Here is a 20,335-nt window from a genome sequence, read left to right as displayed (position 1 = left end):
AGGATCGCGACCGATGCGGGCCAGGGCTCAGGAACGGAGCGGCCGCCGGCAGGCGCCGGGCGGGCGCTGCACGGTCTGCCGCAGGCGGAAGGACAAGGTGCACCGCAACCGCAAGACGGGCCGTCTCGTCTGTCCGGCCTGCGCGGACCGCGCCCGGATGCGTGTCGGCCCCTGCGACGATTGCGGCGCGCGCAAGCTGCTCCAGGCCCGCCAGCGCTGCTTCGCCTGCTACAAGCGCCACTGGCGGGCCGCGCGCATCGCCCCGCTCCGCGTGCGCGCCGGCGCGCGACGCTGAACCCTACTTGGTCGTGCGGCGCCAGAGCCGTACGGCCGTGTCGGGTCCGGTCGTCGACTCGAGCAGCGCCATCGACAGCAGCGGGCCGCCGGCGCTCGACGCCAGCGTCGCGCCGTCGGGCGAGAACGCGACCGTGGTGACGAGATCGGCGTGGCCCGTCAGCACGTCGTACGGTGCGCCGTCCTCGGCGGCGTAGAGGTAGATGCGACGGTCGGCGCCGGCGGCGGCGAGGAGGTTGCCGTCCGGCGACCAGTCGAGGCCGTGGAGGGCGGACGCCCGCGGCGGCCCCGAGCGCCATACGACCGCGCCGCTCGCCGCCGCGAGCACCGAGAGCGTGCCGTCGGTGCCGACCGCGGCGACGCGATCGCCTCCGGGCTGCCAGCGCACGTTCCACACGGCGCCGTGGCCGCCCTCGAGCCAGCGCGGCGTGCGCGCGACGGCGCTCTTGTTCTTCGAGAACCACGACGCATGCGACGCCCACGACGACGCCGCGAACGACGCGATGGTGGCGTCGTCCCAGCGGTCGCCGTCGAGGTCGACGTCCCACACCGCGACGCGTCCCTTGCGATCGCCGGTGACCAGCGCGCGGCCGTCGGGCGCCCAGCGCACCGACAGGAAGCTGCCGGCGTTCTTGTCGGTCCACAGGAGGACGACCTTCCACTGGTGCTTTCCCGGTGCGATCTGCCACACGCGCACGGTGCGGTCCTTGCCCGTGCCGGCGAGCCAGCGCCCGTCGGGCGAGAACGCCAGCGACGTGATCCAGCCGTTGATCTGGCCCATCTGCCGGATGCCGCCGTCGGCGACCGGCATCTGCCCCGGCTTGCACTCGGAGCTGCCCTGGCCCGCGGCGTCCCAGAGCTTCACCGCATGATCGCCGCCGCCGTCGGCGATCACCTCGCCCAGGAACGGGTTGTCCGTCCAGTCCGTCGCGACGACCCAGAAGTAGTGGCAGGCGAAGCTCTTCACGAGCGACTTCGAGGCCACGTCGACGATGCGCGTGTCGTAGCGCAGCCGCGTGGCCTTGTCGCGAAAGCGGCCGCCGACCGCGAGCGCGCCGCCGTCGGGAGACCACGACACCGTGAGGCCGCGCCCGGGGATCGCGACCGTCCCCGCCGGGACGAAGTGGACGTTGGCGGGGGACGCGCCGTGCCGGCCGTCGTCCGGCGACGGCTTCGTCGGCGTGCGCGGCTGCTTCGGCTCCTTCGGCGGCTTCGGCGCACGCGGCTCGCGCGGCTTGTGCTTCTTGTGCGGCTCCCGTCCCGGCTTCGCATCCACGGTCCCCGCCGCCACGAGCACCCCGAGCCCCACCACCATCGCCGTCGCCAGCCACTGCATGCGCATGGGGCTGCGTCGAGCAACGTGCGTTCCAGCGCGCCGGCGTGCGTTTTCGGGCCGCGCGCGCGCGCACCGCGTACACGATTGCCCGACCGGCGGCGTGGGCGTCGCGGCTGCGTCGGCGATGCTGCGCGCAGGGCACGGCGCCCGCCGCAGCGGGCGCGCGGCGCGAACGTCCGTCGGGATCTCCCGGGGCCGGACAGCGTCGGCGGCGCGATCCGTCCGCCGCCGCGCGACGACGACGCCGAGAGCTCGGCGGAGACGACCGCGCTCGACGGGACGACGCCGGCACGCGACCTGCCGCTTGCCGCCCGACACGACGATCCGACCATCGCGGCGGCGTGCGCCGACCCCTCGCGCTGCGCGGACCATCGCGCGCCGCACCCCGGCGGCATGGTGCTGAACGCTCACGCGCTTCGCCGGCAGCGTGATCCAGATCTGATCGAGCGCCCGCCCGGCAGTCTTTCCTTGCGCCGCAGCGGGACCTTGTGCGTAAGCTCCCGCCCGCGGCGCCGCGTCCGACGCGACGCCCATGGGGGGGACATGGTCGTTCGTTCGCGCTTTCGCTCGCTGCTCGCCCTGCTCGCGGTGCTCGCCGCGACGCCCGCCGCCGCCCAGACGCTGACGCGCGGCCCGTTCGTCGAGAACCCCGACGCCCTGCCGTCCACGATCAACATCCAGTGGTGGACGAACGTGGCCGGCAACTCGACCGTCGACTACGGTCTCACGCCGGCCCTCGGCCAGAGCGTCACCATCGGCCAGGTGGGAAGCTGCGAGATCGGCAACGCCGGCACCTGCCACTCGGTCGGGCTGACGGGCCTCCAGCCGGGCACGCGCTACTACTACCGACTGGTCACGAACGGCGTCGAGGTGATGCCCACCTCCTCGTTCGTCACCATGAAGCTGGCGAGCGACCCCACCCCGCTCGTCTTCGGCGTCCTCGGCGACTGGGGCCAGGGCAGCAGCGCCTACAGCGACATCGCCGCCCGCATCGACGCCGCCGACCCGCCGATGCTCTTCACCGTCGGCGACAACGCCTACCAGAACGGCACGCAGTCCGACTGGGACAGCAACGCCCTCGCCGCCTACAAGAATCCGCTGAAGCGGATGCTGTTCTTCCCCTCGCTCGGCAATCACGACCTCAACTCGGTCGGCGCCGGCAACTGGCAGAACTCGGTCGAGATCAAGATGTTCAAGCACCCGCGGAACGCGCCCGCGGGACAGGCGGAGCGCTACTACTCGTTCGATCACGGCGACGCCCACTTCGTCGTGCTCGACTCCAACGCGCCGCTCGACGCCACCCAGCGTGCCTGGCTCCAGACCGACCTCGCCACCAACACGCGGCGCTGGACCTTCGTCTTCTTCCATCACCCCCACTACAGCTGCGCGAGCGGGCTGTTCTCGTTCGGCAGCTACAAGAACATCCGCGACAACTGGCAGCCGCTGTTCGAGCAGTACGGCGTCGACGTGGTCTTCACCGGCCACGACCACATCTACGAGCGCTCGAAGTACATGGACGAATACCTCCTCGACGGCTCGCCCGGCAGCGACGGCCTCGGCATCTGGCACATCATGACCGGCGGCGGCGGCGCGACCCTCGACGGCGCGGCCTCGATCAACGGCGGCCTCCCGCGCCGCAGCGGCGAGGTCTGCTACTGGCTCGACAACGACTGCCCCGGCGGACCGTCGGGCACCACGTTCTGCAGCTACAACCGCTTCTCGTGGACCAAGATCACGATCACCAACGACGAGGTCCTCACCGGCCAGGCCATCGACCGCAACGGCAACGTCTTCGACACCTTCACCATCGAGAAGAACTCGTGCGGCGACGGCGTCCTCGACCTCGGCGCCGGCGAGCAGTGCGATCAGGGCGCCGCCAACGGCACCGCCGGCTCGTGCTGCACCGCCGGCTGCGTGCTCGTCGCCGCCGGCACGACCTGCCGCGCCTCGGCGGGCATCTGCGACCAGGCCGAGACCTGCAACGGCGTCGACGGCGCCTGCCCGGCGAACGGCTTCGCCCCGGCCGGGACCAGCTGCCGCGCCAGCGCCGGGGCCTGCGACCTCGCCGAGACGTGCACGGGCAGCAGCGCCACCTGTCCGCCCGATCTCAAGTCGACCGCGCCGTGCCGCGGCCTCGCCGGCACCTGCGACGTCGTCGAGAGCTGCAACGGCGTCTCCAACGACTGCCCCGCCGATCAGGTCGCGCCGCCGGCGACGCCGTGCCGCCCGTCCGCCGGCGTCTGCGACCCGGCCGAGACCTGCGACGGCGTCGGCGTCCACTGCCCCGCCGACCTCAAGTCCACCGCGCCCTGCCGGGCGGCGGCGGGCGTCTGCGACGTCGCGGAGTCGTGCGACGGCGTCGGCAACGACTGTCCGGCCGACGTCTTCCTGCCCGCGTCGGTCGAGTGCCGCGGCAGCGCCGGCGTCTGTGACGTCGCCGAGACCTGCACCGGCGTCGGCGCGGCCTGCCCGGCCGACGCGTTCCAGCCGCCGAGCGTCCCCTGCCGCGCGGCCGCGGGCATCTGCGACGCCGTCGAGCACTGCACCGGCACCGGGGTGGCGTGTCCCGCCGACGCCAAGTCGACGGCCGTCTGCCGCGGCGCCGCCGGCGACTGCGACGCGCCGGAGACGTGCGACGGCGTCGGCAACGACTGTCCTGCCGACCTGAAGTCGACGTCGGTATGCCGGCCGGTCGCCGGGCCGTGCGACCTGCCGGAGTCGTGCGACGGCGTCTCGAACACCTGTCCCGCCGACGCCTTCCAGCTGCCGTCCACGCCGTGCCGCGCGGCGGCCGGCGTCTGCGACGTCGCCGAGACCTGCACCGGCTCGTCCGCCGCCTGCCCGACCGACGTCTTCCTGCCGCCGACCACGCCCTGCCGCCCGGCGGCCGGCGTCTGCGACCTCGCCGAGAGCTGCACCGGCTCGTCGGCCGTCTGCCCGGCCGACCAGAAGTCGACCGCCGAGTGCCGCGCCGCCGCCGGCGTCTGCGACCTCGCCGAGGTCTGCAACGGCATCGCGAACACCTGCCCGCCCGACGCCAAGTCGACGGGCACCTGCCGCGCCGCCGCGGGCGCATGCGACATCGCCGAGGTCTGCGACGGCGTCGCCGACGGCTGCCCGCCCGACGTGCTCCAGAGCGCCGGCGCGGTGTGCCGCGTGGTGGCCGGCGTGTGCGACGAGCCCGACGCCTGCGACGGCGTCTCGCCGGCCTGTCCGGCCGACGCCGTGAAGCCAGCGGGCACCTCGTGCCGCCCGTCCAGCGGACCGTGCGACGTCGCCGAGAGCTGCGACGGCACGAGCGGGGTGTGCCCGCCGGATCAGCTCCAGGCCGACAGCGACGGCGACGGCGTCTGCGACGCCCTGGACGTCTGCCCGACCATCCCCGATCCGACCCAGGCCGACGGCGACGGCGACGGCCTCGGCGACGCCTGCGATCCCTGCACCAACCTCGGACCGCGCTTCGTCGTCCAGGCCAAGCTCACCATGCAGAAGCTCGGCGGCGTCGCCGGCGACGACCGCATCAAGTTCACCGGAAGCCTCACGATCCCGACGTCGCCCACGGTCGATCCGATCGCCAAGGGCGTGCGTCTCCTGGTCACCGGCGCGACCGGCACCGTCGTGCTCGACGCGCTCGTCCCGGGCGGCGCCTACTCCACCGCGGCGCGCGCCGGCTGGACGCGCAACACCACCGGCACGTCGTTCACCTACAAGAACACCGGCAAGGTGGTGCCGTTCGTGAGCGGCATCGGCAAGGTCACGCTGAAGCGCACGCCGACCGTCGGCCAGTGGCGCTTCGGCATCAGCGGCAAGGCGGGCACCTATCCGATCGGCCTCGGCGGCCTGCCGCTCACGGCCACGATGATCCTCGACGCGCCGCAGGCCACGACCGGCCAGTGCGCGGACGCGATCTTCCCCGGCCCGCCGCCGGCCCCGAGCTGCGCGCTCGTCGGCACGACGCTCAAGTGCCGTTGACGGGGAGCTGGAGGCAGTACCCGTACATCCCCGACTGGGGCGACCCGGCGTGGTTCACGTTCCCGGCGGTCGACGGCCGCCGGGACGACCTCGGGGTCTCGACCTACTTCATCGACGGCTTCCTCACCGGGCGCTCCAGCGGCCGGCGCTTCGCGTTCATGTTCATCTTCATGAACGCGCGCGTGCTCGGAAAGCGCTTCCGCGCCAGCTTCTACACGCTCGCGCTCTACGACCTCGACCGCGCGCGCTACGGCACCTGCACCGATTCCGACTTTCCGCGTCCGCCGCGCGTGCGGCGTGGCTTCAAGTTCCGCGCCGCCGGCGACGCAATGGACGTCGCCTACGAGGCGCCGTTCGGCACGGCGCGCTGGCAGAACCGGCGCGACGCCGCGGGTGCGCTGCTGCCGTTCGCATGGCGGGTCGATCTGCCCGGCGTCGACCACCACGGCGCGCGCATGCACCTCGAGCTCGACGTCGACGCCCACCGCCCGCCGGCGCCGCTCGGCGGACGCGAGCTGGGCGGTGCCATGATGTTCCTCGGCGCGCCGGTCACCTACTCGTACTTCCAGAGTGGGCTCGCGATGCGCGGCCGGCTCGCCTGGGGAGAGCACACCGAGGAGGTCGAGGGCCACGTCGGCTGGATCGACCGGCAATGGGCCGAGTCCGACTTCAGCGTCCACCAGGACCGCCACTCGAGCCGGTACCGCAACGAGTGGCGCGTCATCCAGCTGGACGACGGCTGGGACATGAGCTGCTTCCACCAGTACCAGCGCGACGCCCGCAACGCCGTCGTTCCCTGGACGGGCATCTCCGCGCAGGGCCCGGGGCCCGAGCATCCGATCCGCAGCACGACGCGCATCGAGCTGGTCGTCCCGGAGTTCATCCGCAGCCCGGGCGTCGTGCGTGGCCAGTCGATGCTGACCGAGGGCCCGCGCTGGTTTCCGGCGCGCTACCGCCTGCGCGCGCCCGAGTGGGAGCTGGACGTCGAGAGCACGCCGCTGGTCGAGGCGCCCGCGCACGCGCTGCCGATCGAGTACTGGACCGGCCCGGTGTCGATCCGCGGCTCGGCGTTCGGGCACCCCGTCTCCGGCTTCGGCTTCGACGAGCGCAGCCGGCCCTGGTGCCGCGCCTGGGAGATCGCGGCGGCGCTGAAGCTCACCGTGGAGCATCTCCCGGCGGTCGAGGACGATCTGCGCCGACGGATCGCCTACCGGGCGTGGGAGATCGAGGCCCTCGCCCTGCGCGGCGACCGCGCCGGGGCGAGCGCGCACCTGGCGGCCTCGCTGCCCGGGCTCGTCGACGCTCTGCCGGAGGCCGCGGCGGCGCGCGTGTCGCCCCTCGTCGAAGACCTGCGGCTCGTCCTGGCCTCGAAAGAGCGAACGCGCTGAGCCGCCTTCGGCCCAGCGCGCCCGCCCCGGAGGAAGAGGGGCACTTGCAGTAAGAGAGGGGGGGCGCCACCGCCCGCCGTTTGTCGGAGTCTGCGGACTGGTCACTCGCGACGGGCGGCGGCGCCTGCGGACATGGACGGTGGTGTGACGACCAGGGCCGCCAAAAGATTCAATCGCGTCCACACCACGCGAATGCCATGCGACGAGGGCCGGCGCTTTCGCGGCCGACGCGGAGCTGGCAAGGGAGGACGGCCGTGCGTCGCGCCGCCGTTGTCGCTCTCCTCGTGCCGCTGCTCGTCGCGGTGCCGGCGCGGGCACGAGAGGTCGCATTCACGCTGCAGATCGACGCGCCCCTGCTCGAAGCGGCGCTGCGGCGCGAGGTCGGGCTCGGCCGGGGTCCGACGGTACTCTGGGGCGCCGCCGACGGCTGCCGCTTCCTCCTGTTGCACGACCTGCGCCTCGTGCCCGCCGACGCCGCGCTGCGCCTCACCGCGCACGGCACGGGCCAGGTCGGGCTCGATCTCGCCGCGTTCTGCTTCCTGCCCTTCACCTGGGAGGGAACCATGGTTGCCACCGGGGCGCCGAGAGTCGATGCCGACTGGCAGCTGCGACTCGGCGACCTGCACACCGAGCTGCTCGACCACGAGGGCCGCTCGACCTTCGTCGGCCGGCGCCTGTGGGGCTTCGCCCAGGGCGACGTCGAGGACGCGCTGGCGCGCTTCCGCTTCGACCTCGGCCCGCCGATCGCCGAGACACGCGCCCTGATCCGCGCATCCGCTCCGGCCGATCGCGCCGCCCCCGTCCTCGCCGCGCTCGACACCTTGCGTCCCCGGGGCGTCCGGGTCGAGGCCGAAGGCGTCGCCGTCCAGGTGGCGCTCGACGTCGAGGACGCCGCGCCCGCGCCGCCGTCGCCGGAGCCGGCGCTGAGCCCCGAGGAGCGCGCCCGCTGGGAGGAGGCCCTCGACCGTTGGGACGCCTTCCTCGTCTTCGTGGTGAAGGACCTGGGCGGGCTCGACGACACCCCGGCGCTGCGCGACGCCCTCTTCGATCTCCTCATGCGCAGCCGCCACGAGCTGGTCGGCGTGCTCGCGGTCGGCCCGCTCCCGGGCGCCGACCCGGTGCGCGGCCTCTTCCTCGACGCCTGGAACCGCCTGCGGCCCATCGTGCGCGAAGCCGCGCTCGCGGGGCGGCTCGAAGCGCACGCGCTGCGCTACCTCGCCTTCCTCACCGCCGGCGACGCCCTCGCCGCATTGGACGCCGCCGCCCCGGGCCTCGGCCTCGAGATATCGGCCGACGGGCTGCGACGCCTCGCCCGCATCCTCGAGCCCGACGTGCGCGGCGATCCCCTCACCCTCGGCGACGCGCCCGATCCCGCGCTGCGCAAGCTATTCGGCTTCGTGGAGCCCGAATCGTCGCCGCCCGGCGTCGGCGAGCCGCCGCCCGAAGGCGAGCTGCCGCCGGACGACACCGTGACGCCGCCCACCGACGCCACGACGACCACCGTCCCCGAGGCCACGGACACGCCAGCCGCCGGCGCTGCGACGACCACCACCGCCGGCGGCGACGGCGCCACCACGACGCTCGCCGAGACCCCGGCCCCCACCACGACGTCGACCGCGGCGCCGGTCTCGACGACCCTGCCGCCGACGACCACGACGACGCTGCCGCCCGACGTCTCCTGGTGGCCGTTCGGCGCCGCGGCCTGGGCGGCGGCGATGCCGTCGCCGGCGGCGCTGCCCGACATCGCCCGCACGCTCGACCGGTGGGTGCCCGAGCCGCTCGACCAGCCGCGCTACCGTGACCTGGTGTCGCAGCTGCTCGACCTCACGGCCCGCGACGCGGGCGAGCGCGGCGGCGTCGACAGCGCCCACCGCACGCTCTTCCGCCACATCGTGCGCACGACGGCGTGGCAGGAGAGCTGCTGGCGCCAGTTCTGGCGGCGCGGTGGCCGCGTCACCTTCGTGCGCTCGGAGACGGACGACGTCGGCATCATGCAGGTGAACCGCCGCGTCTGGCGCGGCTTCTTCGATGTCCGCAAGCTCGAGTGGGACATCGTCTACAACGCCAGCGCCGGCGCCGAGATCCTGGCCCAGCTCCTCACGCGCTACGGCGTGCGGGAGATGGACGCGACGGATCGCCACCCGGCGCGGGCGGTCTACTCGGCGTACAACGGCGGTCCCGCCGCCTATACGCGCTACCGCCGCGCCAAGGTCCGCGACCGCGACCGCAAGGTCGACGGCGCCTTCTGGCGGAAGTTCCAGGAGACCGCCGCCGGCCGCGAGCTGGAGCAGGTTCTGTGCGAGCCGCTGTCGGGCTCCTGAGCCCTACGGCGCCGTCCGGATGCCGCGCGCGAGCTTGCCGGCGGTGTCCGGCAGCGACTCCGCCAGCATCTGCTCGCGCGTCACCCACTGCCCGCCGGCCTCGATGAACTTCGGCAGGTCGAGGAGGTTCTGGCTGAGAGGCTGCTGCGTATGCTCGAACGTCGCGCGCTCGAGCACCGTGGCGTCGTCGGCGTTCACCAGCACGGCCTGATACCAGACGGTCGCCGGCGACGTCGCGCCCAGGGCCGGCCCCTCACGCTGCACGTAGCGGGTGATGGCCCCGATCACGGCGAACGGGACGTCGAGCTCGCGCGCGACGCGCGCGCCCAGGCGGGCGTCGTAGATCGCGGCGCCCGGCGGCGGCACGGCGCGTGCGACGCGGCTCGCGTCGACCACCGCGATGCCGCGCTTGGCGAGCTGCGCGGCGAGGTCCGCCGCGACCTGCTCGCCGAGGTCCGGCTGGATATCGGCCGGTGCCTCGCGCTCGCTGTAGGCCGCCCCGGCGTCGAGCGAGCCGCCGACGCGGAACGGCAGCACGGCGACCACCGGGGTGCCGGCCATCGGCGACGCGGCCGTCGCCGCCGGCGCCGCGCTGCGCGCACGCGGCGCGGACGCGCGCTGACATCCGGCGAGCATGGCGACCACCACCATCATTCCAACGACCGGCGCGTGCATTCGCGGCTTGTAGCGCAGGCCCGCGCCGAAATCGATGCGGGCGTCGCATTGACCACGCGCGCACCGCTCCGCTACCACCCGCGCCATGCCCACCGTCCGCTCCGACGACCAGGCCGGCGGCGTCCGCGTCCTGACGCTCGACCGGCCGCCGGCGAACGCGCTCGACGAGACCCTGCTGGGCGATCTCCAGACCGCGCTCGAGGCCGCCGCGGCCGACGACTCCGTCCGCGCGCTGGTGCTGCGCGGCGCCGGCGCGTTCGTCTCCGGCGGCTTCGACCTCGCGGCGCCGCGGCGGGACGCCGCCGCCGCCCGGCGCCTGGCCGCGCTCTACCGCGACGCCCACCTCGCGCTGCTCGCCTTCCCGAAGCCCACGGTCGCGTTCCTGCACGGGCACGCCGTCGCCGGCGGCCTGATCCTCGTCCTCGCCTGCGACTATCGCCTGGGCGCCGAGGGCGACCATCGCGTCGGGCTCAACGAGCTCGCCATCGGCGCCTCGTTCCCGCGCGTCGCGCTCGAGATCGTGCGCCTGCGGCTGCCGCACGCCCGCGCCGCGGAGCTGCTGCTCGGGGCGGCGCTCTATCCGGCCAGCCAGGCCCTGCGGCTCGGCGTCGTCGACGAGCTGCTGCCCGCCGACACGGCGGAGGCCACCGTCCTGCGCCGGGCCGGCCGGCTCGGCGCCTTTCCGCGCGACGCCTACGCACACACGAAGGCCGCGCTGGTGGCCGACGCCGTGGCCCACACCCGGGCCGAGACGCCCGCCGAGGCCGCCGCGGCCGCGGGCGGTGGACCTCGCCGAGAGCCGCGCGGCCCGCGCCGCGCAGCGGCGCCGGCTCGGGATCGGCTGAGCTGACGACGCGGGCGGCGGCGCCGGCGTCTGGCCGTCGGCGCAGCCGCGCGTGTCGACGTCGGCGCGCGCCGGCGTCCCCGGGCACCTGTCGCAGGCGTCGCCGACGCCGTCCGGGGCTGCGTCGGTCGTGTCGGCCTGATCCGGGTTCGCGACCCTGGGGCAGTTGTCCCGCGTGTCGACGACGCCGTCGCCGTCGGCGTCCGGATCGCAGGCGTCGCCGATGCCGTCGCCGTCGCGATCGCGCTGCAGCGGGTTCCACACCCGCACGCAGTTGTCGTCGCAGGCGGTGACCGCGCCGCCGGTGCAGCGGGCGTCGTCGATGCGTCCGCTCTCGTCGCCGTCGTCGGGAATGCCGTCGCCGTCGCGATCGGTCGCGGTGCGGTTGCGGGCGCCGCAGCCGGAGCGGCGCGCGAAGAACAGCATCACCTTGCGCTCGCCGCGGTCGATGATCTCGCGCCGGCGGAAGCGGCGGGTCGTGGCCCGCACGCAGCGCAGGTACTCGGCGGCGCCGCGCCAGGGGCGCGAGCCGTCGGCGCGCACGTCACAGGGGCAGTGGTCCGACACGGCGCATCCCGCGACGTCGACGCCGTAGCGGAAGCGGTCCTCGCCGTCGAAGACGTCGGCCTCGGTCTCGGCACACACGTCGCAGGCGTCGCCCACGCCGTCGCCGTCCGCGTCCTCGTCCTGGGCGTCGGCGTTGGCGACCGCGACGCAGGTGTCGCAGGCGTTGCCGACGCCGTCCCCGTCCTGGTCGAGCTGCTGGGGGTTCGCGACCTCCGGGCAGTTGTCGCTGCCGTCCGCGACGCCGTCGCCGTCGAGGTCGCCGCTGCCCGCCGCCCGACCCACACCCGCCCCGGCGCTCGCCACGAGGACGAGCAGGGCCATCAGCGCACCACCCCAGCGCACGCGGACCGGCGGCTGCACGACGCGTGCCGGCACGCCGGCCCGCGCCGGCGGGACCGCGGGGGCGGCCGCCCCGGCCGGAATTGCCCGTCCCCGGCAGAAACCGCCGGGAGCCGCTACCCGACCGCGCGCACGGCGCGCACGTTCTCGGCCGTGCCGGCGACGGTCAGCTCGTCGCCCGCCTCGAGCGGACGCGCCGGGTCGGGCAGCTCGTGGCCGACGGGGGTGCGCACGGCGAGCACGGTGACGCCGTAGCGGCCGCGACAGTCGATGTCGCGCAGGGAGCGGCCCACCCAGCTCGCCGGCACGTCGATGCGGGCGACGCGATAGCCGCCCGCCCAGTGCGACTCGTTGCTGCCGATCCAGGCGTCGAGCGGCAGCGTGCCGAGCGTGCTGACGGCGTGGTTGTAGGCCGCGATGAGGTCGCCGCGCGACAGCATGCCGAGCACCCGCTTCGGGTGCGCGGGGTCGACGACCGGCAGCGCGTCGAGGCGGGCGCTCTCGAGCTCGCGGAAGGCGTCGCCGAGGCTCGACGCCGGCGTCAGCACCGGCGCGTGCGGGTTCGCGAGGTCGGCGGCGACGATCACCGAGTCGAGGCTGTCCTCGAGCAGCACCTCGCGCAGCGCCCCGAACGAGAGGACGCCGGTCAGCTCGCCCTGCGCGTCCACCACCGGCAGCGTGGTCCCGGCACCCTCGCTCACCAGCCGCAGGATGTCGCGCAGCGGCATGCGTTCCTCGACGCGCGGCACGTCGGGACGATAGCCGCTGCCGAGCGGCACGTGGTCCATCAGCTGCGGCAGCGTCGCACCGTGCAGCTCCTTGCCCTCGGCGTGCAGGCCGTAGGTGTCGATCGACTCGGGCTCGAGCCGCTGCGAGACCACGAGCGCCGCGCCGACGGCGAGCAGCGCCGGCACCGTCACGGCGTAGTTCTGCGTCATCTCGAGGAGCAGGAACATCGCCGTGAGCGGCGCGTGCGTCGTCGCCGCGAGGAACGCGCCGAGGCCGACCATGGCGTACGAGCCGTGCGGCCCGGTGAGGGTCGGCAGGACGAGTGCCGAGACCGCGCGGAACGCGCACCCCGCCATCGCACCGATGAAGAAGATGGGCCCGAACACGCCGCCGGGCGCGCCGCAGCCGAGCGACACGATGCTGCCGACGAACTTCGCCGCCATCAGCACGAGCGCCCACTCCCAGTGGATCTGGCTGGCGAGCGCCTCGTTGATGACCGGATAGCCGTCGGCCAGGTTCTGCGGCACGGCGACGTCGATCAGCCCGACGACGAGGAGCCCGCCGAGCAGCACCGCCCAGCGCGCCGCCGGCAGGCGCCGCATCCAGCCGGCGACGAAGTGGAAGGAGCGGATGTACGCGACCGCGAGGAGCCCCATGCCGACGCCCATCGCCGCGTACGTGAAGCACTCCCAGTAGCTGACGAACGTGAACGTCGTGCCGTTGAGGACCGGCTCGGCGCCGAAGAGCTGCCGCGTCGCGGCCACCGCGGTCGCGGCCGCGACCACGACGAGCGTCAGGTGCGACAGCTCGGCCTGGCCCAGCAGCACGATCTCCTGCGCGAACAGGATGGCCGCCAGCGGCGCGTTGAACGTGGCCGCGATGCCGGCCGCAGCGCCGCACGCGATCAGCACCTTGCGGTCGTCGACCGAGAGCCGCGCCGCCCACGCGACGAGGCCGCCGATCGAGCCGCCGATCTGCGCGATCGGCCCCTCGCGACCGACCGCGGCGCCGGCGCCGAGCGAGATGCCCGTGCCGAGCGTCTTCAGCACGATCCAGCGCCGCTTCACGCGCGCACCCTGGAGATGCAGCATCTCGAGGAAGCGCGGAAAGCCGTAGCCGAGCACCTCGCCCGGGAAGAACCGATCGAGGACGAGGAGCACGACGCCGCCCGCGAGCAGGGCCAACGGGATGCCCAGATGCCCGAACGGCGCCGCCACGGCGCCGAACAGCAGCCCGAAGCCCTCGATCGCCAGCCGGAAGACGACGTTGCCCGCCGCCCCCAGGACGCCGATCACGACCGCGAGGAGGACGAGGGGGCGCGCGCCCGACAGGTTCACGCGCGGCGCCCCGTGGCGTCGTCGCCGACGGGCTCGGGGACGCCGGTGGCGTCGCGTACGCGGCGCTCGATGGCCGGCGCGTCGGCGCGCAGGCCGCCGCGGCGGAGCAACGCGCTCGCGCCGGCGGGGAGCGCAGGCCGATACGCGTAGAGGTCCTCGTGCGCCTCGATCCACAGCCGGCCGTCGCGCCGGCCCACCTTCACCGGCTGATAGACGAACGCCCCGCGCGTACCGATGCGCACGAGCGGGAACAGCCGCTCGACGTCCTCGGGATAGAGCCGCGCGCAGCCGTTGCTCACCTGCATGCCGATGCCCCACGGGATGTTCGTGCCGTGGATCGCGTAGGGCGAGATGTCGAGGTCGAAGCGATAGCGGCCGAGCGGATTGTCGGGATGGCCGCCCGGAATCATGCTGCGGCGGTCGCCCTTCTCGCGGATGCGGTCGGCGCGGATGCGCGGCGGGATGTTCCAGGTCGGATTCACGGTCTTGCCGACGACGCGGAACGGGCGCCGCGGCGTGCGCCGGTCGTCGCGCCCGAGGCCGACGGGGTACGTGCGCACGATCGTCGTCTTCGGATCGCCCGGGGCCTGCTCGTAGAAGTAGAGGCGCATCTCGGGGATGTTCACGACGAGGCCCTCGTAGGTGCAGCACGGCAGCACCCAGGACGTCGGCACGACGAGCCGGCGGCCGACGGGCGGCACCCATACGTCGACGCCGGGATTCGCCGCGGTCAGCTCGTTCAGGCCGAGGTCGTACCAGCGCGCGACGTCGAGCAGCGTGTCGCCGTCGCGCACGGTGTAGGCCGTGATCGTGCCGACCACGGAGACCGCGGGCGGCTCGCCCGGCTTCGGCGTCGGAATGGTGAACACCCGCCCCGGCTTGCTCGCGAACGCCGCCTCGGTGAACGGCGGCAGATCCGCGCCCGGCTGCAGCGGCCCCCGGGCCGCGCACCCGACGAGCAGCATCACCCCGACGACGACCCATCCCGCGCCCCGCACCGGGAGCATAGACGAAGCACCGAGGGGCGGCTGTCAAGCCTGCGTCGCCCGACCGCGGCGCCGCCGTTGCGACGCCGGACCCCACCGGCGTAGATCGCCCCCGTGCCCGCCTCCCTTCCGCGCGCGCGCCGGCTCGCGGCGCTGCTCGTCGCCGGCGTCACCGTGGCCGTGTTCCTGCCCGCCGTCCTCGGCAACGACTTCGTCGCCTTCGACGACGACTTCACGCTGCTGCGCAACCCGGACTATCGCGGCCTGTCGCCCTCGCACCTGTGGTGGATGCTGAGCAGCACGATCGGCGGCCACTGGCAGCCGTTCGCGTGGCTGACGTTCGCGCTCGACTGGACGGTCTGGGGCATGAACCCGGTCGGCTACCACCTGACCAACGTCCTCCTGCACGCCGCCGGCGCCGCCGTGTTCACCCTGGTGCTCGTCGAGCTGCTGCCGCGCGCGCTCGGCTGGCCGATCGCGCCCACTCCGCTGGTCACCGCCGCCGCGCTCGGCGCGCTGGCGTGGGCGGTGCACCCGCTGCGCGTCGAGTCCGTCGCCTGGGCGACGGAGCGTCGCGACGTGCTCGCGGGACTCTTCTGGCTGCTCGCCGTGCTCGCCTATCTGCGCGCGCATGCGCCGGGACGGGGCATCCGGCTCGGCGTCTTCACGGCGTCGGTGGTCTTCGCCGCGCTGTCCCTGTGCGCGAAGTCGTGGGCGATGACGCTGTTCGCCGTGCTGCTCGTCCTCGACGCGTGGCCGCTGCACCGCCTGCGCGCCGGCGGCTGGATGACCGTCCTGGCGGAGAAGCTCCCCTTCGCCTGGCTCGGGCTCGTGTCCGCGGGCGTCACCTGGCTCGCGGTCGGCCGCTATCTCCCCGACACCGAGCAGCACGGGCTCGGCGAGCGCGTGGCGCAGGCGGCCTACGGGCTCTGCTTCTACCTCGCGCGCACGATCTGGCCGCGCGATCTCGTCGCGATGTACGAGCTGCGCGGAACGCTCTCGCCGCTCGCGTGGCCGTATGCCGGCTGCGTCGTCGCGGTCGTGGGCTTCACCGTCGCCGCCGTGCTCCTGCGCCGCCGCGCCCCCGCGCTCCTCGCGACCTGGGCCGCCTACGCCATCGTGCTGGCCCCCGTGCTGGGCCTGACCCAGGCCGGGCCGCAGCTGGTCGCCGACCGCTACGCGTATCTCGCCACGCTGCCGTGGTTCGCCCTCTTCGCCGGCGTCGCGCTGCGGGCGGCGATCGGCGCGCCGGCGCGGCGTCGCCTCATCGCCGTCGCCGCCGCCGTCGAGGTGGCGGTGCTCGCCCTGCTCACCGTGCAGCAGTCGCGCGTGTGGGCGAGCACCGAGGCGCTGTGGGCGCACGCCGTCGCGGTGCAGCCCGACAACGCCTTCGCGCGTCTCAGCCTGGGCGCGGCGCTGCTCGAGGCCGGCCGGCCCGCGGAGGCGGAGCCACAGTTCGCGGCCCTGCGCGCGATCGTCGCGGCGAACCCGGACGACGGTCCGGCCCGCGCCCGCCTCGGCCTCGCCGAGGCCCAGCTCGGCATGGCCGCGAAGCGCGCCGGGCGTCTCGACGAGGCCGCACGGCGCCTCGAAGCGGCGCTCGTCCTGAATCCGCACGACGCACGTCTGCATCTGAACCTCGGCAGCGTCTACCTGGAGCTCGGCCGCGTCGACGAGGCCGTGCGCCACTGGGACGACATGTTCCACCTCGCCCCCGACGACCCGAAGGTGCGCAACGAGCTCGGCGGCGCCCTCCTCCAGATCGAGCGCTTCGCCGACGCGGAGCGCATGTTCGCCGCTGCCGCCGAGGCGACGCCGCGCGATCCGGCGGTCTGGATCAACCTCGGCGTGGCGCAATGGCAGCAGGACCGGCGCGCGGACGCGATCGCCTCGTGGGAGCGGGCCGTCGCCGCGGATCCGTCCAACGCCGAGGCGAAGGACCTCCTCGCCCAGGCGCGCGCCGCCGGCGCCGCCCCCTGATCAGTCGGGCCGACGCTCGTAGATGTAGAGGCCGAGGTTCTGCGTCACGGTGTCGTCGACCACGCGGCGGTAGGATCCGGCGGTGGCGGCGACGAGCGGATCCTCCGGCCGCGCGTGGTTGAAGACGACGAGGAGCGGCGGATCGCCGTGCTCCGCCAGGTCGATGAGCGCGCGGCCGAAGTGCCGGGGCGCGCTGTAGGTGGGATGGAGGATCTGGAACGGCGTCGGGTTGGTCGTGCCCGTGAGGAGGTAGATGCTGGCGCCGTAGGGATAGACGAACGTCTCGCGCGCGTTCTGTTCCCGCAGCCACGCGCGCAGCGCATCCAGGCCCCGCCCCTGCATCGGCCGCGCGAGGTGGACGAGGCCGAAGGCGCTCTCGTACGGATACGCCCTGGTCCACGTCCGGCGCCAATAGAGCCCGCCGCAGACGAGCGCCGTCGCCATGAGCGCCGCCGCGGCCACCGGTGCGCCGGCGCGCAGCACGCGCCGGTGGACGAGCGCGCGCGTCATCAGGTCGCCGAGCAGCACGAGGAACACCGGGGCGACGAAGGCGAGGTGGATGAAGTCGGGGAAGTAGAGCACCGACCCGATCGCCAGCATCGACACCCCGGCGAGCCGAAAGGCCACGCGCGCGCCCGGGAGATCGCCGCGCAGGAGCGCCCGCATGGTGCGCACCAGCTCCAGCACGGTGAGGAGCGGCATCCAGGCGAGCAAGGCGGGGAAGGTCGCGGCCGCGTTCTCGACCAGCATCGGATGGCGCGCGCCGCCGCCCCAGCCGATCTGGTTGTACTCGCGATACCCCGTGAGCGGCAGGAGGATCAGCGCGTCGAACGGCGACGCGAAGCCCGAGGTGAGGAGGATCCATGCCGCGAGCGGCAGCGTCGCCGCGAGCCCGCCCCCCGCGAAGCGCGCCACCGCGCGCGTCATGGTGCGCAGCTTCGGCCCCGGGTGGAGGAGCAGCGTCTCCAGGACGACGAGCGCCGTCGCGCCGATCGCGAGCACGACGCCGCGCTGATGCTGCATCCAGAACATGCTGCCGCAGACGAGGCCGGCGGCGAGGAAGCCGCCGCCCCGCCGCGCCGAGCGCAGCTCCACGGCGAGCAGGGCGAGGAGGATGATCGTCCCGAGCCAGTGCGGGCTGGCGTAGGGCCAGACCGGATAGAGCAGCGTCGCGTGCACCAGGCCGAGCGCCGTCGCGAGCCCCGGCGGCACCCCCGCCTGGCGCGCCGTCAGCCAGACGAGCGCGACCAGCACGCCCTGCACGACGCCGCTCAGCGCGCGCGCCACCAGCATCGACGTGCCGAAGAGCCCGAACCCCGCCGCGAAGAGCCAGAGCGACCCCGGCGGCGTGATCTCGTAGACGTCGCGGTAGAGGACCGCGCCGTCGAGGAGGCGGCGCGACTCGTAGAGCAGCTGCGCCTCGTCGGCGTCGCCGAGCCGGCGCGGCAGCGCCAGCACCCAGCACGTCATGGCGACGGCGAGCAGCGCCGCCCAGGCGACGGCGGCGAGGCGTGCGCGGCTCATCGTGCCGCCGCCGGCTTGCGCGCCAGGCACACGAGGGACACGCCGAACGGCAGGTCGACGGCGCGGAGGAGGCGTCGCTCGACGTCGAGCACGCCGATGAGCCCCTGGTTCACCCACGCGGGCAGATCGAAGATCTCCGCCTGCGGCGGCCGGGGCCGCGACCGGACACGCGCGAGCCAGCGCTTGCCGACGCGCACGGCGGCCGCGGGCGGGAAGAGGATGGCGTTCACGAAGCTGGTGCGCTCGACGCGGAAGCCGGCGCGCTCGAGCACGCCGAGCAGCTGCGCGCGGCGGTAGCGTCGCAGGTGATGGTTCACCTCGTCGTGCTCGCCCCACAGGAACGGATGCGCCGGCGCGTGCACCAGCGCGACCCCGCCGGGCTTCAGCACGCGCAGCAGCTCCGCGGCGGTGCGGGCGTCGTCGGTGTGCTCGAGCACGTCGGCGGCGGCGACCGCGTCGAAGAAGCCGCTCTGCAGCGGCAGCCGCTCGGCGTCGCCCACGCTCACGCGCCGCAGCCCGCGGCGGCGGCAGAACGCGATGCCCTCGGGCGCGAGATCGACGCCCCACACGCGCCCGAGCGGCGCCAGCTCCTCGACGAAGCGCCCGCAGCCGCAGCCGACGTCGAGGATCTCGGCGCCCGCACGCCCGCCGATCCCCGCCCGCAGCCACTCGGCGAAGATGCGACGCGTGCCGACCGACCACCAGTAGCGGTCCTCGACCTCGAAGAAGCGGGCGTAGAGCGAGACGTCCAACGGGGGCTCCGCGCGGGCGGCGCGACGGGCTGCCCGTGCCATGCCCGTGCCCGGGAGGCAAGGCGATCAGCCCGTCCCGGCGATCTCGTCGTAGCCGCGACCGACGAGCTGGAGCAGGCAGAGCCCGTTGCCGAACGGGTCCGCGAGCCGCACCAGGCGGCCGAAGGCGGCGTCCCGGATCGGCCCCTCCGCCGTTGCTCCAGCGGCGACGGCGCGGACGAGCGCCGCATCGACGTCGCGCACGACGACGTCGAGATGGACCGGCGTCCAGTGGCGCGTGTAGTCGCGCGTGCCGCCCTGCGCGGTCGCCCGCGATCCCGGCGGCTGTGCGAGCAGGTACATCGCCGACGAGGCGCCGAGCAGCTCGACCGCCGCCGGCCCGAGGTGCCGGCCGAGGCGCAGGTCGAACGCGCGGGTGTAGAAGGCGATGCCGCGCGCGAGGTCGTCGACGTCGACGTTGACGAGGAGGTGGATCATGCCTCGCGCCGCCGTCCCGTCCCGCGGCTGCCGTCGAGCCGCGCCAGCAGCGCGCGCCCGCGCGGCGAGAGCCGATACCCGATCTCGAGGCTCTCGGTGAGCCCGAGCTCCTTCAGCTTGCGGATGTCGGCCTTGAAGGCGAGCGTCTCGCGCCCGACCGACTCGGCCAGCTCGGCGGCGCGCACCCCCGGCCGCCGCGCGATGAGCCGCAGCACATGCTGCGTCCACGGCCCGCGGCGACAGGCCGCGTCCAGTCGATCCAGCCTCGCGGCCACCCGATCCCAATCGGCGGCGGAGAGCCGCGCCTGCCGTCGCAGCGCCGCCCGCGGGTCGGGTCCGACGAGGCGGAACGCAACGCGGTAGACGGTGCCGTCTTCCCATCGCTCGAGCTCGTGCCGCACGGCGGCCGCATCGACGAACCCGGCCCGCCGCGCCTCGCGGTCGGTGATGCCTGCCGGATCGACGGGATCGATCGCGTCGATCGCCAGCACCCCCATCGGCGTCCGACACGTCCCACCGAGCCGCACCTGCGGCCGCTTCCAGCGCCGGAACGTCACCGTGACGGAGCCATCGGCGATCCGCGGCCACAGGCGGCGGGCGAACAGCACGCGATGGTGTGTAGCGGGCTCCGGCGGGGCGGCCAAGAGGGGGCGCCGGCGGGTTTTCGGACCTTGCGGGGCCTGGAGGGCGCTGGTAAACAGCCGCCTTCCTACTGCGCGCCCATAGCTCAGTTGGATAGAGCGTCTGACTACGAATCAGAAGGTCGCATGTTCGAATCATGCTGGGCGCACTAGACGATTCCGGGAGTTAGCCT

At 74.4% G+C, this 20,335-nt stretch carries 14 protein-coding genes, 1 tRNA gene and 2 pseudogenes; 7 read left to right on the top strand and 10 right to left on the bottom strand.

The window, feature by feature from the left end; all coding sequences use genetic code 11:
* The first annotated feature begins 13 nt into the window (after window positions 1–13).
* The gene (locus KIT14_18220) at window positions 14–295 is read left to right on the top strand and encodes a hypothetical protein (protein MCW5892458.1); all 282 of its coding nucleotides are present in this window, start codon (window positions 14–16) and stop codon (window positions 293–295) included.
* Between the two features lie 3 nt (window positions 296–298).
* Here the strand turns inward: KIT14_18220 and KIT14_18215 are convergent, their stop codons facing one another.
* Entirely contained in the window at window positions 299–1,636 is a 1,338-nt protein-coding gene (locus tag KIT14_18215) for a PD40 domain-containing protein (protein MCW5892457.1), read from the bottom strand.
* A 537-nt stretch (window positions 1,637–2,173) separates the two neighbouring features.
* Here KIT14_18215 and KIT14_18210 point away from each other — a divergent pair.
* From KIT14_18210 to KIT14_18200, 3 genes are all read left to right on the top strand, one after another.
* Window positions 2,174–5,602: a metallophosphoesterase gene (locus KIT14_18210; GenBank protein MCW5892456.1), complete on the top strand. Its 3,429-nt coding sequence runs from the start codon at window positions 2,174–2,176 to the stop codon at window positions 5,600–5,602.
* Window positions 5,593–6,990 carry a secreted hydrolase gene (locus KIT14_18205; protein MCW5892455.1) on the top strand — a complete coding sequence of 466 codons (1,398 nt, stop codon included), beginning with the start codon at window positions 5,593–5,595 and terminating at the stop codon, window positions 6,988–6,990. The genes KIT14_18210 and KIT14_18205 overlap by 10 nt, the downstream gene beginning before the upstream one ends.
* Window positions 6,991–7,244: 254 nt before the next feature.
* Window positions 7,245–9,311 carry a transglycosylase SLT domain-containing protein gene (locus tag KIT14_18200; protein ID MCW5892454.1) on the top strand — a complete coding sequence of 689 codons (2,067 nt, stop codon included), beginning with the start codon at window positions 7,245–7,247 and terminating at the stop codon, window positions 9,309–9,311.
* A 3-nt stretch (window positions 9,312–9,314) separates the two neighbouring features.
* Here the strand turns inward: KIT14_18200 and KIT14_18195 are convergent, their stop codons facing one another.
* Window positions 9,315–9,947 carry a hypothetical protein gene (locus KIT14_18195; GenBank protein MCW5892453.1) on the bottom strand — a complete coding sequence of 211 codons (633 nt, stop codon included), beginning with the start codon at window positions 9,945–9,947 and terminating at the stop codon, window positions 9,315–9,317.
* Window positions 9,948–10,071: 124 nt separating this feature from the next.
* Here KIT14_18195 and KIT14_18190 point away from each other — a divergent pair, with 124 nt between their 5' ends.
* A complete protein-coding gene (locus tag KIT14_18190; GenBank protein MCW5892452.1) occupies window positions 10,072–10,836 on the top strand; it encodes an enoyl-CoA hydratase/isomerase family protein in 765 nt (254 codons plus the stop codon).
* Window positions 10,837–10,968: 132 nt separating this feature from the next.
* On the opposite strand, the pseudogene KIT14_18185 reads toward KIT14_18190, so the two are convergent.
* The 4 genes and pseudogenes from KIT14_18185 to KIT14_18170 form a co-directional block, all read right to left on the bottom strand.
* A pseudogene (locus KIT14_18185) lies at window positions 10,969–11,256 on the bottom strand (thrombospondin type 3 repeat-containing protein).
* Window positions 11,257–11,589: 333 nt separating this feature from the next.
* Window positions 11,590–11,718 (bottom strand): annotated as a pseudogene (locus KIT14_18180) (thrombospondin type 3 repeat-containing protein).
* 134 nt (window positions 11,719–11,852) lie between these two features.
* Complete coding sequence (locus KIT14_18175; GenBank protein ID MCW5892451.1) at window positions 11,853–13,802, bottom strand: chloride channel protein; 1,950 nt, start codon at window positions 13,800–13,802, stop codon at window positions 11,853–11,855.
* Window positions 13,799–14,800: a L,D-transpeptidase family protein gene (locus tag KIT14_18170; protein ID MCW5892450.1), complete on the bottom strand. Its 1,002-nt coding sequence runs from the start codon at window positions 14,798–14,800 to the stop codon at window positions 13,799–13,801. Before KIT14_18170 ends, KIT14_18175 begins: the two co-directional genes overlap by 4 nt.
* Window positions 14,801–14,902: 102 nt before the next feature.
* Here KIT14_18170 and KIT14_18165 point away from each other — a divergent pair, with 102 nt between their 5' ends.
* Window positions 14,903–16,768 carry a tetratricopeptide repeat protein gene (locus tag KIT14_18165; GenBank protein MCW5892449.1) on the top strand — a complete coding sequence of 622 codons (1,866 nt, stop codon included), beginning with the start codon at window positions 14,903–14,905 and terminating at the stop codon, window positions 16,766–16,768.
* Here KIT14_18165 and KIT14_18160 read toward each other — a convergent pair whose 3' ends face one another.
* Genes KIT14_18160 through KIT14_18145 form a run of 4 tightly spaced genes read right to left on the bottom strand, consistent with a single transcriptional unit; the run spans window position 16,769 to window position 20,129 of the window.
* Window positions 16,769–18,292 (bottom strand): hypothetical protein, encoded by a 1,524-nt coding sequence (locus KIT14_18160; protein ID MCW5892448.1) that lies wholly within the window; start codon window positions 18,290–18,292, stop codon window positions 16,769–16,771. It abuts the gene before it with no gap.
* Complete coding sequence (locus tag KIT14_18155) at window positions 18,289–19,086, bottom strand: class I SAM-dependent methyltransferase (GenBank protein ID MCW5892447.1); 798 nt, start codon at window positions 19,084–19,086, stop codon at window positions 18,289–18,291. Before KIT14_18155 ends, KIT14_18160 begins: the two co-directional genes overlap by 4 nt.
* Window positions 19,087–19,110: 24 nt before the next feature.
* Window positions 19,111–19,521 (bottom strand): VOC family protein, encoded by a 411-nt coding sequence (locus tag KIT14_18150; GenBank protein ID MCW5892446.1) that lies wholly within the window; start codon window positions 19,519–19,521, stop codon window positions 19,111–19,113.
* A complete protein-coding gene (locus KIT14_18145) occupies window positions 19,518–20,129 on the bottom strand; it encodes an ASCH domain-containing protein (protein MCW5892445.1) in 612 nt (203 codons plus the stop codon). The genes KIT14_18150 and KIT14_18145 overlap by 4 nt, the downstream gene beginning before the upstream one ends.
* A gap of 108 nt (window positions 20,130–20,237) precedes the next feature.
* Here KIT14_18145 and KIT14_18140 point away from each other — a divergent pair.
* Window positions 20,238–20,311: transfer RNA gene (locus KIT14_18140), tRNA-Arg, on the top strand.
* Window positions 20,312–20,335 lie beyond the last annotated feature (24 nt).

This window comes from bacterium (assembly GCA_026129405.1).
In the GTDB taxonomy this organism is placed as follows: Bacteria; Desulfobacterota; Binatia; order DP-6; family DP-6; genus JAHCID01.
Note: the sequence above shows the minus strand (reverse complement) of the source record. Positions and strands in the feature narration are given on the sequence as shown.

Excerpts from the sequence above, each read along its gene's own strand:
- KIT14_18220 (MCW5892458.1), top strand. The coding sequence starts at position 14 with ATGCGGGCCAGGGCTCAGGAACGGAGCGGCCGCCGGCAGGCGCCGGGC.
- KIT14_18215 (MCW5892457.1), bottom strand. The coding sequence starts at position 1,636 with ATGCGCATGCAGTGGCTGGCGACGGCGATGGTGGTGGGGCTCGGGGTG.
- KIT14_18210 (MCW5892456.1), top strand. The coding sequence starts at position 2,174 with ATGGTCGTTCGTTCGCGCTTTCGCTCGCTGCTCGCCCTGCTCGCGGTG.
- KIT14_18195 (MCW5892453.1), bottom strand. The coding sequence starts at position 9,947 with ATGCTCGCCGGATGTCAGCGCGCGTCCGCGCCGCGTGCGCGCAGCGCG.
- KIT14_18190 (MCW5892452.1), top strand. The coding sequence starts at position 10,072 with ATGCCCACCGTCCGCTCCGACGACCAGGCCGGCGGCGTCCGCGTCCTG.
- KIT14_18160 (MCW5892448.1), bottom strand. The coding sequence starts at position 18,292 with ATGAGCCGCGCACGCCTCGCCGCCGTCGCCTGGGCGGCGCTGCTCGCC.
- KIT14_18155 (MCW5892447.1), bottom strand. The coding sequence starts at position 19,086 with ATGGCACGGGCAGCCCGTCGCGCCGCCCGCGCGGAGCCCCCGTTGGAC.
- KIT14_18150 (MCW5892446.1), bottom strand. The coding sequence starts at position 19,521 with ATGATCCACCTCCTCGTCAACGTCGACGTCGACGACCTCGCGCGCGGC.